A 16,784-nucleotide genomic window follows, 5' to 3' on the forward strand; every position below is an offset into this window, starting at 1 on the left:
GAGGGGGACTCATGCGCTGGATCGAGGACAACCGCTGGGATCCGAAGTACCCGCTGTGGACTCGTGCCAATGTGGGTGAGGTGTTGCCCGAGCCGCCCAGTCCGCTTGGCTGGGACATGGTGTTCGAGGGAGGCACCATCCTCGGCTGGCGCGACTGCATGACAAACCGCCTCGGCATCGAGCCCCACGAGTCTGACCCCGTTCGCCCCGAGGTGATGGGTGTGTTCGGGGGCTACGCGTATTTGGGTGCGACCTTGTTGAGGGTTTGGGCCGAGCGCACGCCTGGCTTCTCGGCCGAGATGCTCGACGACGCGTATTTCGCCGGCCACCCCGATGTGCCGCCTTACGAACCTCAGGAATGGCACTACAACCCTCACACCACCGAGGTCATGACCGGTTGGTTGGGCTGGGTGATGGGCGACAAGAGCCAGGCCGAACTCGAGGCCGATCGGGCCGAGGCGCACCGTGTCAGGGACAGTCGGCCCGATCTGTCGACGATGACCGAACAACAGCTGTTCGACAGGGCGGCTTCGCTGAAACCGCTTTGCCGCCGGTTGTTCGATCAGCACATCAACCAGTCGGGTGCGGCCAGCATCGCTCCCGGGGTCATCGGCGCGGTGTGTGCTGCTGTGGGGCGGCCCGAGGTGGCAATGCGCCTGATGGCCGGAATGGGCGATGTCGATTCGGCGGCCCCTTCGTTCGCCATGTGGGAGATGTCTAGAACCGTCAACTCGCATCCCGAGCTGGTTGAGCTGTTCGAGGCCGGCCGCAAGGGGTTGAACGAACGCCTGCGCTCGGACTATCGCAGTGCTCCGGTTGCGTTTGCGTCCCGGCTCGACGACTTCCTCGCCGAATACGGCAGCCGTGGTCCCAACGAGTGGGACATCCATTCGCCTACCTGGGAGACCGATCCAGATCTGGTTCTGGCGCTGATAGATGCCATGCGCGGTGCTCCAGACGATGCTGCCCCGGCGGCAGAGAACGCCAGACGCGAGGCCGAGAGGCGTCAGCTGGGCGCCGAGATAGCAGAAGCACTCGCTGCCGATGCTGACGCTCAGGCCCAGTTCCTAGCGGCGTTGGAGTCGGCGCAGGTCTTCTTGCCCGGGCGCGAGCGGTCCAAGACCAACATCATCCGGGTGATCGGCGAGGTCCGCATGGCGCTGTGGGAAATCGGGCGACGGGCGGTGGCACGAGGTCAGCTTCACAAGCCCCGCGACATCTGTCTGCTGTTCGCCGATGAGGTCCAACAGCTGATATCTGGCGACCTCGACGAGGTCGCCGAGCTTGCCGCCGAGCGCCAGGCTCACCTCGACTATCTGGCGTCTCGCGAGCCACCTTTCATCTTCAACAGCGGCCCTGTGCCGCCAAGCGAGTGGCCGGTGCGTGGGGGAGAGGCCATCGAGGTGGCCGATGCAGGAACGATGCTGAGCGGTTTGCCGGGTTGCCCCGGCAAGGCCCGCGGTCGAGCGGTTGTGGTGCAGCACCCGTCCGACCCCGGTGACCTCGGGCCTGGTGACATCCTTGTCGCTCCGATGACCGACCCGGCGTGGACGCCCCTGTTCGTGCCAGCTGCGGCGGTGGTCGTGAACGTGGGAGCACCGTTGAGCCACGCCATCATCGTCAGCCGCGAGCTGGGCATTCCCTGTGTGGTCTCGGTTACCGGGGCCACAGATCGGATACCGAACGGAGCAATCATCGAGGTCGATGGCGACTCGGGCACGGTGACCGTCATCGAGGCCGGGTGAGGTGCCGGAGATGAACGACTACGACTGGCTGCAGCTGACCGCCAGGGCTGGGGTGGCCGGACACGACTTGGTCGGCTGGCTGATGTGGGACGCCGACGCCATCGCCAGGTACGAATCGTTGGGAGTGCAGGGAGGCGCCGGGTGGATCGTCGCTTGGCGCCTGGCGCCGCTGGGTGATGACGTGTCCGCAGCAGCCGCCGCGTCGGCGACCTTCTCGATCAGCCCGGCGGTGATCTCGTTTGTGATGAGCCTGTACCGGGGTGTGGCGTCGACCGAGGCGATCTTGGCTGCGCGCGACGCGTCGATAGAGCCCGGTCTCGAGTCGATCGCGCCAGGGCTTGGTTCCGCATTGGCACCGCTGGACCAGGATCTTTGGCGGGGCGTCGACTCGGTGCACCACGGTGCCAGGCCGATGTTCAGCGCCCATCGAGCCGTCGCCCGGCCAGAGTCGGGCACAGTGTTGTCTGCCTGGTTGGCTGCCAACTGCCTGCGCGAGCTGAGAGGTGACAACCACTGGGCGCTATGTGCCAGTGAGGATCTCGACGATGTCGAGGTTGGGCTGCTGCATTCGGCCATGGTCGACATCGACGAGTACGGCAGCGAGGAGTGGATCGCCCGCAGCCGAGGCGGCGACGATGAGGCGATCGCTTCGGGCTGGGCCAGGCTGGAGAACAAGGGGTTGGCGTCGGGTGGTGCTCTGAACGATGCCGGTCGCCGTTTTCGGCTCGACCTCGAACGCCGTACCGATGCACTGACGGCCCCGGCGTGGCGGGAGGTCGGCGAGACTGCGACGAAGGCGTTCTGCGAGCTGATCGAGCCGCATCACGATGCGTTTCTTGCCCGCATCAATGCGACAGCAGGACCACGGTGGATGCCTGCGGTGAGGGGCCGGAACCGGCCCAGCTGACAGTCGCCGAGCCGCCAACGCGTGGCACCGCCGAAGTCGCGAAACGTTGCGCGATCGGGCTGCTCGCGCGCTACAGTTATCGATCGCCTCAGCCGTTGGCTGAAGCACGTCGGAGTGGCGGAATTGGCAGACGCGCCAGACTAAGGATCTGGTGCCCGTTAGGGTGTGGGGGTTCAAGTCCCCCCTCCGACACCACTAGGTAGTACACGCGTCGGGTCCTGCTGTGACCTGCAAGCGCCCGTCCTGGTGGTACGTGACGGCAAGGTTCAGTTCTCGGTAGACGGCTTTGCGGTCTTCGGGGTCTGCGGTGGCGAGAATCGCCACGATTCCCTTGAGTTGTCGGACGATTCTCTTGATTTCGGTCGCTGTGAGGCGGTCGTTGCCTGGGTTGGGTTGGAGAGCGAGTTCGGCTGCTCGACGGGCGAGTCTGACTTCTTCGATCCATTCGCCGACGATGGTTGGGTCGGTGCCTGCTTCGAGGGCTTGGCGGTATTTGGCGAGCTTGTTGTCGCATTCGGTGAGCTTGGCTCGGGCTGCGGCGATGCGGTTCTGTTCGGCGAGGTCGGGGCCGGCTGCGGTCTCGAGGGCGGCGCAGGTGGCGTCGATGTGATCGTCGTCGAAGAGCTGGGCGAGCCAGTTGTCGATGGCGGGGGTGATTGCGGCTTCGCGTACGTAGATGGTGTTGGGGTGTTCGCCCTTGCCTACGGCGTATTCCTTGGGGAACTTGCAGCGGTAGTACGGGCGGTCATGGTTCCAAGATCCTTGCATGCGTCGTCCGCATTCGGCGCAGTAGACGTGTCCGCTGAGCAGGTAGGTGTGCTGGGTCCGCTCACGGCGAACCTTGGCGCGTTGTGCTCCGGTGAACACGGCTTGGGCGGCGTTGAACAGTTCGAGGCCGATCAACGGTTGGTGGGTGGGCTCGTCTGACCAGATCCAGTCGGCGCGGTTGTTCCAGCGCATCTTCGATCGGTGGCCGAGGGCGACATCTTCGACATCGAGAAGTTCCTCGTGTCGCTGTTGCTTGTTCCAGACCTGATAGCCGGTGTAGCGAGGGTTCTGCAGAATCGCGCGCACGGCGATCTTGCTCCACACGCCTTTCGAGCTGCGGCGGTGCCGGTTTCGGGCTGCGTCGTAGCCCGAGGGCGACAGGATCCCGTCTTGTGTCAGTCCTTCGGCGATCGCGTACAGACCAGATCCGGCAACGAACTCGTTGAAGATCCGTTCGACGTTGGGTGCCGTTTCAGGGTCGGGCTCCAGGGCACGGAGCCGCTGACCGGTCGCGGCCTTGCCAGGGTTGGGGTGTGGTCCGGCGTCTGCGAGTTGGTAGCCGTAGGGTGGTCGTCCGCCGAGGAAGCGGCCCTCGACAGCTGCCTGGGATGACATAGCTGCGCGCACTCTTGTCTTGATCCGGTTGCGTTCACCCTTGCTCATTCCGCCATAGAGCGACATGACGAGGTCGTGGGCATCGCTTCCCGGGTCGATCGCCCCGCCGACTTCGGGGACCCAGAGTGTGACGCCGTAGTGGACGAAGACCGGAAAGGTGAGCCCGAACTGGTTGCCGTAGAAAGCCCTCTGGGGTTCGCCGATGACCACAGCATCGAAGCCGCGTTGGGGGTCAGCAAGTGCACTCAGCAGGCGAGCGGCTTCAGGGCGGCGCTTCCAGGGAAGTGACCGGGACTGGCCGATGTCGAAATACTCCTGGACCACCGCTCCGCCAGCCGGTTCGATGAGCTGCAACGACCGCGAAAGCTGCCAATCCCGCGAAGACTTCGGGTCCTGCTGATCCTCGGTGCTGACACGACCGTAGAAGGCGAACTTCCCCATGTTTCAGGATGCTAGGCGAGGGCTGTGACGCTCGTCCTCTGTCGACCGCTCTGCGGCAGATCGGACGACCCGCAGGAGTGCTCTTGCCAGCCCCGGCGTCATCTGGGGGCGGCACGGCGGCAGTGAGTCGAGATCGTGAAGGTGACGGGATCCCGATTCGGGGCTGCGATCGCTCACCGGAAACTCGCGAAGTCGGGGACGGAAGCCTCGGACGACGAACCTAGCCATGCGCTCCAGTCGATGGACGGTCTGCCGCTAACGCAGCCGGTCGTGGGAGCTGTAGATCTGGGGATTGGTGTGCCGCGGAGGACTGCGAGCAGGAGCGGTTGGGGGCATACGGAGATGCCGTTGACTCGGATGCCGAGGTGGAGGTGCGGTCCGGTGGTGTTGCCGGCTCCGGGCGTTCCGGGTTGGCCTCCGCTGAGGCCGATCGGTTGGCCTGCAACAACGGTGTCGCCGACCGTGACTGCGACCTGGGATAGGTGGCAGTAGGTGTATGTGGCGCCGTCAGTCCCGGTGATGGTGACGGTGTTGCCGCAGCGGCCGCTGCCACCGCCGGTGTAGATGCCTGCGTTGGCGATGGCTGTCGTCACTGTGCCGTTGGTGATGGCGTACACGGGTGTTGCAACCGGCATCGCGATGTCGATTGCCGGATAGTCGTGATGTGGGCGTGTCGCGATCGCGGTGGTGGCGTAGTCGGCTGGTGCCGGGAATGCGTACCCGGCGACCGGTTGGCCGAACGTGGTCAGCGCACCCGTGTACGACTGGGCCCACTGGAGAACAGCCTCGACGTACTCCCAAGATCGGTTGTAGGCGAAGATCGCCGCTTCGACGTCGACGACTCGACCTTCGGGGCAGAGATGACGCCGCATCGCGGGTACAGCGTCATCGACATCGTGCGGATTGGCGACTCCATCACCGTCGGCGTCGCTTCCGAAGATCCGCCAACTGGACGGGATGAACTGGAACGGTCCTACGGCCCGGTCCCAGGTCGCGTCTCCGTCCCACCAGCCGCCGTCGGTGTCGCGAACGCGTGCCGTTCCGTTCGACCCGTCGAGGGCGATGCCGATGATCGGCGGCCAGATGATGCCGTCTGGTCCGATGTTGGCGCCGCCGTATCTGCCGTGGTTGGACTCGACCTTGCTGATGCCGGCCATGACGGTCCACGGGAGGCCGGGGCACCGGGTCGCTTCGACGACGAAGAGCTGCAGCAGGTCCATGGGGATGTCGGCGAACGCCTCGTCAGAAGGATCTGATGTCGCAGCCGCAGCGGACTGTGAACCCGCCGCAAGCGTGACCAGCCCGACGAGGCCGAAGAACCCCACCACGAGTGTGAGGGTCATTGCGGCAACCAGGCCCCCGATGGCCTTCACCGCTGCTTCCGTTTCAGTTCCATGCCACACCCAGGGACATGCGAACGCTCTGAGCGCGACAAGAAACCTCAAATTCGCGTCGAAATCGGGTTTCTCAAGATTTCTTGTCGCGTTTCGACGACGGCGATGTCCCTGGGGTGGGTATGAGTCAGAACAGATTCACCCTTGACGACCACCAACAGTCATCACATAGAGTGGCGATATGACTACTCACGGTGTGGAGCGTGGTCAGTCGGGCATTCTCGGCGGGCAACGGTGGTTCTTGTCGCTGCTCGCCCTTGCAGCGACGACGTCGCTGATTGTCGGGTGCTCGGGCGATTCGTCTTCGGGATCGACCCCCACGATCGTCACCTCGTCGACGTCGACGGGGGTCGAATCGACAACCACCACCACTGCGGCAAGCTCGACGACAACCGAGGTCGAGACGACTGCACCGGCTGAACCGACTACGACGACCGCAGCCGAAACGATCGAATCGGTCATCGCGAACCGAATCCGGGCATTCTTCGCCGCCCGCGAGGCAGCGAACGCCGGGCCGGTTCCGAACCCGGGCGACGCTGCCCTTGCCGAGGTGGCAATCGGCGATGCGTTGACTTCGACCGTTTCAGAGACGCAGAGGCGTTTGGACGATGGCCGGGCGATCCGGGCTGGGGAGCAGCAGCTTGCCGCCATTCGCGTGGGCTCGGTGCAAGTCTCGGAAGCGACCGCATCTGCGGGTGTGTGCTCGATCGACGACGGCGTGATCTACGAAGTGGCTACCGGTGATGTGATCAACGACGACGTCGTTACCCACAACTACCTCATCGAGCTGGACCTGGTGGGGGAGGCGTGGAAGGTCTCGCGTGTCGTTCGGCTGCAGCAGTGGGAAGGAGTCGCGGGATGCGCATTGTCACCGCAGGACTTTCCGCACTAGTCGCAGCGACGCTTGCAACCTCGCCAGCCCTTGCCGCTGATGAGGGCGAGGTCGGAGTCGTTGAGAACGTCGTGGAGGTGACTGCGTCCGCGACCGTCGAAGGCTACGAGTCAATCACCGTCGACGATGGCGACTGCGTTTGGGAACGGGCCCTTGACGACGACTTGTGGGTCGGCGTCTACGACGAACACGGCGTCCAGATCTATTCCGACACAGGCGCCTGGTTCCAGCTCATCTGCGACGGTGACGTCGTAGAGGTAAACCGGATGTTCGTAGCGCCAGAGGGTGGTGGTTTCTCGGAAGAGGATCTGCTCGAGCAGGCGAAGCGGGTCATCGACCCTGCGCTGCCAACGTGGTCGTCCAGCCCCGACGGGCAGACGATCCCGATGGTTGTCCAGATGCCGACGTGGCTTTGGGTTGACGAGTCGTATTGGGCGGGCAGCTACATCGGCCGTGCGGAGACGCCGAGCCGCCGTATGTGGGCTGAGGCCAAGGCCGTGCCCACGGCGACGATCTGGTCCCCGGGCGATGGCACCACCGTCACGTGCACGGGGGCGGGCTCGCAGTGGAGCGAAGAGTCAGCTGACCCTGAGTGCTCCCACACGTACCGACACTCGACGGCAGGCAGCGCCGGACTCACGGCGGCGGTCACGGTCGAGTTCGAGGTGTGGGGGTGGACGAGCCTGAGCCCGACCCCAGTGCTGCTCGGAACCATCACGCGCACCTCGGCTCCGCGACTGTGCGGGTGGGCGAGATCCAAGCCCTCGAAACGAACGACACATAGCGAGAGGAACAGCGGGCGGAAATGACGACACAACTACGCGAACGGCCGAAGGTCAACGGCCACAAGCACGACGACTCCAAGTTCGACCTCGCGCCCACGGCAACGCGCAAGACGCGACGACGCGTGCCCGAGGCCATCGCCGGAGCGCTCGTAGTGATCGTCTGCGCCCTCGGCGTGCTCTGGTGGCAGGCGAGCGCCACCGAACAGACACCAGTGCTCGCGCTGCGCAACCCAGTCGAGCGCGGACACGTCATCATTCTCGAAGACCTCCAGGTAGTAGGGATCGGAAGCGAAGACCAGGTCGCGGTTCTGAGGTCCGACCAGGCAGCGCTCGTCGTCGGCCGGGTCGCCCGCACCGACCTTCCCGCTGGCGCTCTCATCACAGCTGAGCAGTTCAGCGACGGCTCGCTCATCAGCTCAGGTGAGGGAGTTGTCGGACTCGCTCTCGAGCCCGGACAGTTCCCGTCCCTCGCCCTGTCCGCTGGAGATGCCGTCGCCGTCGTGCTGACACCCACCGCAGGCGACCCGAGAACCTTCGACGCCGACACCATCGAGGGCGCAGTACTGGTCAACGATGCGACCGTCGTCGAGGTCTCCCAGGTTGGAGTCCAGGGATACCTGTTCGTCGCCATCCAGGTCAGCGAGGAGGACGCAGCCAAGGTCGCAGCCGCAGCGTCGGCGAACCGGGTCCGACTCATCCAGGTCGCAGAGGAGGGCTGACATGAGCCTGATCTGCCTCGCATCAGCCAAGGGATCGCCCGGGGTTACGACCACGGCGCTCGGACTAGCAGCAGCACTCCCAACCGACGACGACCGACACAAGCTCCTCCTCGAAGCCGATCGAGCAGGCGGAGCCCTCGCCATCTGGTATCAGCTTGGCCGTCAACCAGGACTCGTCACCCTGGCCGCTGCGGGCCGCCACGGACTGACCCGCACCGACCTGTGGAACCACGCACAAGAACTCCCCGGCGGGCTACCTGTCGTCGCGTCACCCGAACGCGCCGACCGCACCAGCTCGATCCTCGACACCAGCGGAGCCCGGCTTGGCCGCTGGCTGGCGGAGCTCCCAGACGTCACCACGATCGCCGACTGCGGCCGACTGACGCCGACATCGGACACCCTCGTCGAACAGGCCGACCTCGTCCTCCTTGCGGCGAGACCGGTCGCCGAACAGATCCACCCAGGCGCCGCACTGCTCGACAACCTCGCCTCGAACGGCCGGTCGGTCGCATGGCTGCTCATCGGATCGACACCACACCCGGCCGAAGAGGTCGAGCGGGTGACCGGGCACAGCGTTGCCCGGGTGCTTCCCAACGACGCAGCGACGGCCGAAGCGCTTGTCGCCGGTGGGGTCAAGGGCAGGCTCGCCCGTCGTCCGCTCGTGCGCGAGATTGCCGCATTCGCACAAGACCTCGCAGCCCACACCACGATCGAAGCGCAGCCAGCAGAAGCTGCGCCGACAACTAACCAGGTGCCCACTCCTGCGATGGAGACGGTCGGATGAGCTTCGATTCCCTCCTGGTCAACCGGCTCCACGCTGCGGTCGGCGAGGCGCTCGACGAGCGCGACGCTCAGGACGAAGCGGCAGGGCGCCCAGCGCTCGGACACGAAGACCGACGCCAGTTCGCCCGCCAGCTCGTGAGCCGTCAACTCTCGGCACTCGACGCAGAACGCCTCGGAAACGGGTCCGCGCCGGTGACCGACGACGAAACCCGGCACCTGACCACCGCCGTCCTGAACAGGCTGTTCGGGCTGGGACGGCTGCAGGCCTACATCGACGACCCTCAATGGACCGACATCCACGCGAACGGATGCGACGAGGTCTGGCTCACCGGTCAGGACGGAGCGGTAGTCGCTGGCAACCCGGTGGCCGACACCGACACCGAGCTGGTCGAGCTGATTCAGACCCAAGCACGCCGGGGACGCTCCGAGCAACGCTGGGATCCCGCCAGCCCCGAGCTCGACATGCGCCTCCCGTCAGGCGACCGACTCCACGCCATCGCGTGGGTGTCGGGACGACCGTCGGTATCGATTCGCCGGCACAACTTCGACATCAGCCGCCTCAAGCAGCTGATCGGCCTCGGGACCATCTCCGAATCACTGTTCCACCTGCTGCGAGCCATGGTGCTGGCCCGCTTCAACGTGATCGTCGCCGGAGGCACTGGAGCCGGCAAGACCACTCTCATGCGCTGCCTGATAAACGAGGTCCCCTCGACCGAGCGGATAATCACCGTCGAGGACTCCCTCGAGATCGGTCTGGAGCACTTCGCCGACCTGCACCCGAACCGGGTCGACCTCGAAGCACGCGAGGCGAACCTGGAAGGCGTCGGCGAGTTCCCGATGCACCGCCTCGTCCGATCGGGACTACGAATGCAGCCCGACCGCGTGATCGTCGGCGAAGTTAGGGGCGCTGAGGCTCTCCCCATGATGCTCGCCATGTCGCAGGGCAACGACGGGTCGATGTGCACCATCCATGCCGACTCCAGCCTCGGCGTGTTCACACGCCTGCAGATGTACATGGCGATGACCCCCGAGCGCTTCGACGTCGAGGTCACCAACCTGATGATCGCCAACGCCGTCCACTTCGTCGTCCACCTTGGCCGTCTCGACACCAACGAGCGAGTAGTAACCAGCGTCCGCGAGATCACCGGCGCCGACGGACCACTCGTCACCTCCAACGAGGTCTACGCACCCGATAGCACGGGCCGGGCGATGCCCCGATTCGGATTGAGGGACACAAGCCTGGCCAGACTCGAACGCGCCGGATTCGAAACCCGCTGGCTCGCTCCGGACCTGGCCGGGTGGGACCGATGAGTCTCCTGATCGCAGCCCTCTTCGGAACCGGCATCGGGCTCGGCATCCTCCTGCTCGTCGCCGGCATCCGAGGCCAGCAGATCCTGCCCGATCTGCGCACCCTGTTCCCGACCGCCACCAAGGTCGAGACCGCAGCAGCATGGATCGCCGGATCAGCACTCGCTGGCGTCGCGGTCTACGCACTCACCGGCTGGCCGGTGGTCGCCGTGCTCACAGTCGGTGTCGTCCTTTGGTTGCCACGCCCGCTCGCGGCACGAACCGACCGAGACCTCGCTGTTGCGCGAACCGAAGGCGTCGCCGCATGGGCCGAGATGATCCGCGACAACATGGCCGGATCGGCCGGACTCGAACAGGCGCTTATCGCCTCGGCCGCGGTCGCACCTGAAGCGATCGCCGCCGACCTGCGCCGCTTCGCTGCACGCGTCGACCGCATGCCTCTGGTCGACGCCCTCGCCAAGCTCGGCTCCGATCTCGACCACCCATCGGCCGATCTTGTCGTCGTCGCCCTCATCAATGCCGCCCGCATGGAAGCGAGAGAACTCGGACCGCTCCTCGGCCGCCTTGCCGAGACGATTAGAGCTGACGTGCGGATGCGGCTCCGGGTCGAGGTGGGCCGAGCCCGAATCCGGACCTCGGCCCGCATCGTCGTCGCCACCACGATCATCACCATCGCCTTCCTGTTCGTGTTCTCCCGCCAGCTGCTCGAGGCATACGACTCGCTCGCCGGGCAACTCTGGCTGATCGTCGTAGCCGGAGTGTTCGCACTCGGCGGCTGGCTTCTGGCGACCTACGGCCAGATCCAGATGCCCGAGCGCTTCTCGGCCCGCACCACACGAACCGGAGCCACCCGATGACCGTGCTCGTGCTCGCCATGCTCGGAGCTGGGATAGGAATCGGCCTACTCCTCGTCATCAACGGTCTCCAGCTACGACCCGTCCCACTCGACCAGATCGCCACGACCCTCGACCGGCCCGGAGTATCGGTCGCCGCACTCCGATCGGGCGAACTCGACGAACCCGACCTGACCGGCATCCAATCCTCGCTCGGTGCCGCAGGCCTGGGCGTGATGCGCATGCTCGGCATGGCGGAGCGACCCAAGACCATCGAAGCGCTCCGGGTGCTCGACAAGACCATCGAACGCCACGCCTACGAGAAACTCCTCGCCGCCTCGGCCGGCTTCGCTCTCCCCATCGTCGCCTCGGCAGCACTGGCCACCAACGGCATCGCCCCATCGGCACTCGCAACCGGAGTCATCGCGTTCGCCTTGGCACTCTGCGGCTTCTTCTACCCCGACCTGCCTCTCGCAGACCGAGTCGCCGCCCGCCGCCAGGCCTTCAAGCACGCATTCAGTGCCTACCTTGACCTGGTCACCATCCTTCTTGCCGGTGGCGCTGGAATCGAATCGGCTCTCGAAGGCGCAGCCGAAGCCGGAGACGGATGGGCATTCGCCGAGATCCGCCGAGCACTCCGCCGGGCCCGCCTCACCCGCCGCAGCCCATGGGAAGCCTTCGTCCAGCTTGGCGAAGAACTCGGCGTCAGCGAACTCAGCGAGCTCGCCGCCACCGTGTCGCTCGCAGGCGACCACGGTGCACGCATCAAGCAGTCCCTCATCGCCAAAGCCGATGCCATCCGCACCGCACAGGCTGCCGATCTCGAAGCCAACGCCGAAGCCCGCACCGAGAAGATGATCGTCCCAGTCGTCGTCATGATCCTCGGTCTCGTGCTGTTCATCGCCTTTGGCGCCGTCGACGCCATCACCGACGGCGGCTCCAGCCAATTCGCCCCGACCACCCTCACAGCACCAGCAGGAGGGTGACCGGCGAGCGAATCCGAATCCAGCCAACCAGACCGATCTAGATCGGAACCCTCACAAAGGAACCAGACAACCATGCAAGCGCTACGCAACTACATCGACTTCATGCACCTCGGTGTCGAGTACAACCTGAACCTCGCCGGCGTCGACACCCGCGACGAAGAGGGCGCCATCTCCACCGAGATGGCCGTAGTCATCGCCGCCATGGTGGCCATCGCCGTCGTCCTCGGCGGGATCTTCGTCGCCAAGGCCCGCAGCAACGCCAACAACATTCCCGACACCGTCCAGGCACCGGGCTGAGATGCAAACCAACCGCACGCACAACCGGCGAGCGGAACGAAACGAGCAAGGAGCCACATCCACCGAACTGGCCGTCCTCATGCCCGTGCTGATCCTGCTCGTCCTCCTACCGATGCAAGTCGGTCTGTGGTGGCACGCCAAACAGGCCGCCGAGATCGCAGCCGAGGAAGCGCTCGACTCGGCGTCGGCCCAGGCCGCCACCGCAGCCGACGGCCAGGCCGGAGCCCAAGCGATCCTCGGCCAAGCAGGCAACCTCCACAACGTGACCGTCGACGTCAACCGCGGCGCGGAGACGGTCACGGTCACCATCCACGGAGACCTCGGATTCAGCATCTTCCCGGGCGCCTGGTCGGTCACCGCTCAAGCCCAAGGCCCCGTCGAACGGTTCATCGCGGAGAACGAACGATGACCCGTCGCGACGAGAACGGAGCCGTCTCCACCGAGTTCGCCGTCGTCATGACAGCGTTCCTCACCGCGTTCATGCTGCTCGTCGTGTTCGCCGGACGGGTTGCCCAAGCCGAGAACGACGTGCGCGGAGCCGCCCAAGAAGCCGCACGGGCCGCCAGCTTGGCCGGAACACCAGACCAGGCCAGCATCCAAGCCCAACAGGTCGCCGCCGCCAACCTGACCACGTCGGGGCTGAGCTGCGCCAACGGATTCGACGTCCAGGTCGGGCTCGACCGGTTCCAGCCCGGAGGCTGGGTGAGCGTCACCATCACCTGCACCGCCTCGTTCTCCGACCTCGCCGGACTCGCGGTACCCGCCAGTCGAACCTTCTCGGGCACGGCCACAGAAGTGATCGACACCTACCGGAGCGACATGTGAACACGCACGCACGAGACAGGAACGAACGAGGCGCCATCAGCATCTTCATCGCCGTTCTCGGCATCGCATTCCTGATGGTCGCCGGACTCGCCGTCGACGGCGGACGCAAGCTCGGCGCGCTCTCCGAAGCCCGCAACATCGCCGACAACGCCGCCCGCGCCGGTGCCCAACACGTCGACACCGCCGCCTACCGAACCACCGGCATCGCCTACCTCGACCCCGAGGCCGCCACCCAAGCCGCCGCCGAGTTCCTCGCCGCCGTCGGACAAACCGGAACCATCACCGTCACCGAAGACACAGTCACCGTCACCGTTCAACTCCAGGTTCACACCCGCTTTCTGCCAGGACCTTGGACCGTCAGCGCAACCGAATCCGCAACCGCCGTCCTCGGCGTCGAAGGAGCACCATGACACGCCGACTCGCAGACCTCATCCGAGGACTCGCCTCCCTCATCGTCATCGTCGCATTGACTGTCGGAGTCCCGCTTCTCCTGTGGCGATTCGGCGGGCTGCCGGGTGTTCGGATCATCGACACGCTGAACGACCCACTCGCATCCGACACCACCCGCTCCGAAGCACTCCTGTCAGGAACGCTGCTAATCATCGCCTGGGCCTGCTGGGCTCAACTCGCGTACGCGGTCATCGTCGAGGCGATCGCGGCCGTCCGGGGACGCACTGCCCGGCGAGCCCCCGTCCTGCCCGGACTCCAAGCGGTCGCCGCCCGCCTGATCGCGTCCGCAGCACTGATCACGAGTTCGATGATTTCCAACGCCCAAGGAGCCGCCGCCGTAGCACCCCTCCAGCGGCTGGCAGACAGTCCGGTCGAGTCAGGCTGGATCCTTGAGACCACCCCGCCGCAGAGCACAGCGACGGAGACCGGCCGCACCACCGCGACACTGACTGCAGCCAAGACCTACACGACCCAAAGCAGAGACACCTTCTGGGATATTGCCGAATCGACCCTCGGAGACGGACTCCGGTGGACCGAGATCCGCGACGCCAACCTCGGTCGCGCAATGCCCGATGGCACCACCATCACCCGTGCCACCGAAACCGTGCACACCGGCTGGGACCTCCAGCTCCCCGACGACGCCGTCTTACCTCTCGCCGACGAGGCTGACGTGGCCGCGAACCACGAAGTCGAGGTCGAAGCCGGCGACCACTTCTGGAGCATCGCTGAAGAAGCCATGACCGACGCATGGGGACGCGATCCCAGCGACACCGAGATAGCCCCCTACTGGGCCGACGTCGTCGAACTCAACACAGACCGACTTCTCCCACCCGACGACCCCAACCTCATCTACCCAGGCCAGGTCTTCGAACTACCAACCGTCCCCACTGACCCGCTCGCTCCCGCCCAGCCCAAGGACGAAGTGAGCGAGCCCGACGTCGTCGACGAGCCCGAGCAGATCCTGCCACCGGCTACCGAGCCCGAAACCACAACACCGGTCATCGTCGCCGAGTCGACGACACCTGTGACCGTGGCCGACGAACCGGCTCCTACCACCACCGTTCCCTCGACCTCGGCAGCAGCAAAGCCCGCCGCTGAGTCGACGGAAACACTAGAGGCGGCCGAAGGCTCCTCGACCGAGTCAGCGCCGATCTCAGTGTTCGGCGTCGGTGCACTCGGCATCAGCGCTGGCGCGCTGGCACTCACTCTTCGCCGCCTGCGGGTGCATCAGGCCGCCCGGCGGGAACCCGGAACGCAGATCGAAGAACCACCGTCGGCAGCCGTCGAGTACGAATCCGCTGTGCGGCCGATCGCCGACACTGACTCCGCACGCTGGATAGAGGCAACCAACAAGCTCCTCAGCTCTCGACTCGCGAAGTCGGGACAGACAGCACTCCCGGCCGTTGTCGCAATGCAAGTCGGCAAGTTCGGCGTCGAACTCCTCCTCGACGAACCATGCGCGCCACCCGAAGGATTCATCCAAGGCCCCGACAGCGCCACAACCTGGCGCATCGACCCAGCGCTCGAGCTCGACGACATCGTCGCCGAAACCGAAGGAACCCACGCCTACTGTCCTGCGCTACTTCCGGTCGGACGAACCCCAGCCGGTGACCTCCTCATCGACTTCGAACAGGTGGGAGCACTCGCAGTCGGGGGCGATCCCAAGCGGGCAGCGGGATGGCAACGCGCTCTCGCCGTCGCAGCCACGTCAACGCCCTGGAGCACAGACTGCGAACTGGTCGCCATCGGACTGGCAGACGACGTCGGCGGCTTGGCGAACGTCACCGTTCCCACCGATCCCGAGGCATGGGCAAAGGCGTGCGTCGCCGAGATGGGCAAGCTCAACGAGCGACTCACCGACACCCCGTACCGTCAACGCGTGAGCCCTGGCGAGCTCTTCTACCCGAGAATCGTCCTCATCGGACCAGGCCACGACGACCTGGCACGACAACTCGCCTATGCCGCAGCGCTCGTCAACGCGCCGCTCGCAGTCGTCGCCTACGCCGAGCTACCTGTCGCAGAGCGAATCCACTTCACCGATGGCGACTGCGTGATCGAGCCCTACGGACTCCCGCTGGAACCACTGAACTCACCGCCGACCGAGGCCGCGCGCGTCAGCGAACTTCTCGACAACGCCGAGAGCGCGCCGGTTCGAGTGGCAGAGCCCGAACAGGCCGACGTCGTGTCCGGCGACAACGAGCCGCAGGAGACTGTCGAAGAGATCCTCGAACGAGTCATGGCACCCAAGCCAATCGAGGTCGAGATCCTCAGACGGCAACCTCGCGTTCGAGGTCTCGACAAGGACATGCCCACCAAGAACCTCTCAGTGCTCTGCTACCTCGCCTACCGCCGAGAGGTCTCATCGCAGCGCCTTCGCGAAGCCTTCTGGCCGACGGCCACGCACCGGAGCACTGCCGACAACGCCCTCAGCCAGATCCGTCGAGCGCTCGGCACCGACGAGGCGGGAGAGCACCGGCTCACATCAGCCGCCAACGGTGGCAACTACGAACTCAGCGACGACATCGGATGCGACTGGACTCGAGCGTTGGCTCTCATCGAAGCGGCGAAGGCGAGACCAGCGGACCAGGCCGCCCAGCTCATCGGACCAGCCCTTCAGCTCGTCGATGGGGCACCAGGCATCGACGCCCCATCGGGCTCGTTCGACTGGCTTGTCGACGATCCGACCACCTACCGACGGATCGAGTCGCTACTCGTCGACGCCGCATTCCGCGTTGGCGAGTACGAATTGGAGGCGGGTGAACCTAGCCGCGCCGAGGAAGTAGCTCGGCGAGGTCTGATTCTTGTTCCCGGAAACGAAGCCCTGTTCCGCATCTTGATGCGTGCCGCCGCTGCTCGCCACGACTTCGACGAAGTCGACCGCCTCTACGGAGAACTCTGCGCGCATCTCACCCAGCACAGCGTCTGGGACACGCCAGATGAGGAAACTGAAGCCATCCTGCGCTCCACAGCCGACCTGAGGAAGCAGGCGGGATAGTCGGCGCGGGTACGCCCGGATTGTGTTCGACTCGCGCGGGT

Annotated in this window: 17 protein-coding genes and 1 tRNA gene; 15 read left to right on the plus strand and 3 right to left on the minus strand. The window is 65.6% G+C overall.

From position 1 onward, the window contains the following. The first annotated feature begins 11 nt into the window (after positions 1–11). The 3 genes from R2770_00615 to R2770_00625 all read left to right on the plus strand — a co-directional run bounded on the left by R2770_00615 (position 12) and on the right by R2770_00625 (position 2,847). Positions 12–1,745: a PEP-utilizing enzyme gene (locus R2770_00615; protein ID MEZ5278949.1), complete on the plus strand. Its 1,734-nt coding sequence runs from the start codon at positions 12–14 to the stop codon at positions 1,743–1,745. Between the two features lie 10 nt (positions 1,746–1,755). Next, positions 1,756–2,652: a hypothetical protein gene (locus R2770_00620; GenBank protein ID MEZ5278950.1), complete on the plus strand. Its 897-nt coding sequence runs from the start codon at positions 1,756–1,758 to the stop codon at positions 2,650–2,652. Positions 2,653–2,760: 108 nt separating this feature from the next. Then, positions 2,761–2,847 (plus strand) — tRNA-Leu (locus R2770_00625). Here the strand turns inward: R2770_00625 and R2770_00630 are convergent. From R2770_00630 to R2770_00640, 3 genes are all read right to left on the minus strand, one after another. After that, positions 2,848–4,476 (minus strand): recombinase family protein, encoded by a 1,629-nt coding sequence (locus R2770_00630; protein ID MEZ5278951.1) that lies wholly within the window; start codon positions 4,474–4,476, stop codon positions 2,848–2,850. It lies immediately after the preceding tRNA gene. Positions 4,477–4,649: 173 nt separating this feature from the next. Then, positions 4,650–5,819, minus strand: coding sequence for a peptidoglycan DD-metalloendopeptidase family protein (locus R2770_00635; GenBank protein ID MEZ5278952.1), 1,170 nt, complete (start codon positions 5,817–5,819; stop codon positions 4,650–4,652). Positions 5,820–6,077: 258 nt separating this feature from the next. Next, positions 6,078–6,332: a hypothetical protein gene (locus R2770_00640; protein MEZ5278953.1), complete on the minus strand. Its 255-nt coding sequence runs from the start codon at positions 6,330–6,332 to the stop codon at positions 6,078–6,080. Positions 6,333–6,420: 88 nt separating this feature from the next. On the opposite strand from R2770_00640, the gene R2770_00645 reads away from it, so the two are divergent. The 12 genes from R2770_00645 to R2770_00700 all read left to right on the plus strand — a co-directional run bounded on the left by R2770_00645 (position 6,421) and on the right by R2770_00700 (position 16,743). Continuing rightward, positions 6,421–6,762, plus strand: a complete 342-nt coding sequence (locus R2770_00645) for a hypothetical protein (protein ID MEZ5278954.1) — start codon at positions 6,421–6,423, stop codon at positions 6,760–6,762. Next, positions 6,678–7,571: a hypothetical protein gene (locus tag R2770_00650; GenBank protein ID MEZ5278955.1), complete on the plus strand. Its 894-nt coding sequence runs from the start codon at positions 6,678–6,680 to the stop codon at positions 7,569–7,571. Before R2770_00645 ends, R2770_00650 begins: the two co-directional genes overlap by 85 nt. Then, on the plus strand, positions 7,568–8,266 hold the full coding sequence (locus tag R2770_00655) for an SAF domain-containing protein (protein ID MEZ5278956.1): 699 nt from the start codon (positions 7,568–7,570) through the stop codon (positions 8,264–8,266). The genes R2770_00650 and R2770_00655 overlap by 4 nt, the downstream gene beginning before the upstream one ends. 1 nt (position 8,267) lies before the next feature. Next, entirely contained in the window at positions 8,268–9,050 is a 783-nt protein-coding gene (locus R2770_00660; protein MEZ5278957.1) for a hypothetical protein, read from the plus strand. Next, a complete protein-coding gene (locus R2770_00665) occupies positions 9,047–10,360 on the plus strand; it encodes an ATPase, T2SS/T4P/T4SS family (protein ID MEZ5278958.1) in 1,314 nt (437 codons plus the stop codon). Before R2770_00660 ends, R2770_00665 begins: the two co-directional genes overlap by 4 nt. Continuing rightward, on the plus strand, positions 10,357–11,214 hold the full coding sequence (locus R2770_00670) for a hypothetical protein (protein MEZ5278959.1): 858 nt from the start codon (positions 10,357–10,359) through the stop codon (positions 11,212–11,214). The genes R2770_00665 and R2770_00670 overlap by 4 nt, the downstream gene beginning before the upstream one ends. Then, positions 11,211–12,176: a type II secretion system F family protein gene (locus R2770_00675; GenBank protein ID MEZ5278960.1), complete on the plus strand. Its 966-nt coding sequence runs from the start codon at positions 11,211–11,213 to the stop codon at positions 12,174–12,176. Before R2770_00670 ends, R2770_00675 begins: the two co-directional genes overlap by 4 nt. Positions 12,177–12,248: 72 nt before the next feature. Then, positions 12,249–12,473 carry a hypothetical protein gene (locus R2770_00680; protein MEZ5278961.1) on the plus strand — a complete coding sequence of 75 codons (225 nt, stop codon included), beginning with the start codon at positions 12,249–12,251 and terminating at the stop codon, positions 12,471–12,473. A gap of 1 nt (position 12,474) precedes the next feature. Continuing rightward, the gene (locus tag R2770_00685; protein MEZ5278962.1) at positions 12,475–12,882 is read left to right on the plus strand and encodes a TadE/TadG family type IV pilus assembly protein; all 408 of its coding nucleotides are present in this window, start codon (positions 12,475–12,477) and stop codon (positions 12,880–12,882) included. After that, entirely contained in the window at positions 12,879–13,298 is a 420-nt protein-coding gene (locus R2770_00690) for a TadE/TadG family type IV pilus assembly protein (GenBank protein ID MEZ5278963.1), read from the plus strand. Before R2770_00685 ends, R2770_00690 begins: the two co-directional genes overlap by 4 nt. Continuing rightward, a complete protein-coding gene (locus R2770_00695; GenBank protein MEZ5278964.1) occupies positions 13,295–13,708 on the plus strand; it encodes a pilus assembly protein TadG-related protein in 414 nt (137 codons plus the stop codon). The genes R2770_00690 and R2770_00695 overlap by 4 nt, the downstream gene beginning before the upstream one ends. After that, the gene (locus tag R2770_00700) at positions 13,705–16,743 is read left to right on the plus strand and encodes a LysM peptidoglycan-binding domain-containing protein (protein MEZ5278965.1); all 3,039 of its coding nucleotides are present in this window, start codon (positions 13,705–13,707) and stop codon (positions 16,741–16,743) included. The genes R2770_00695 and R2770_00700 overlap by 4 nt, the downstream gene beginning before the upstream one ends. The last annotated feature ends 41 nt before the right edge of the window (positions 16,744–16,784 follow it).

The sequence above is a fragment of the Acidimicrobiales bacterium genome (assembly GCA_041394185.1).
In the GTDB taxonomy this organism is placed as follows: domain Bacteria; phylum Actinomycetota; class Acidimicrobiia; order Acidimicrobiales; family Poriferisodalaceae; genus JAAETH01.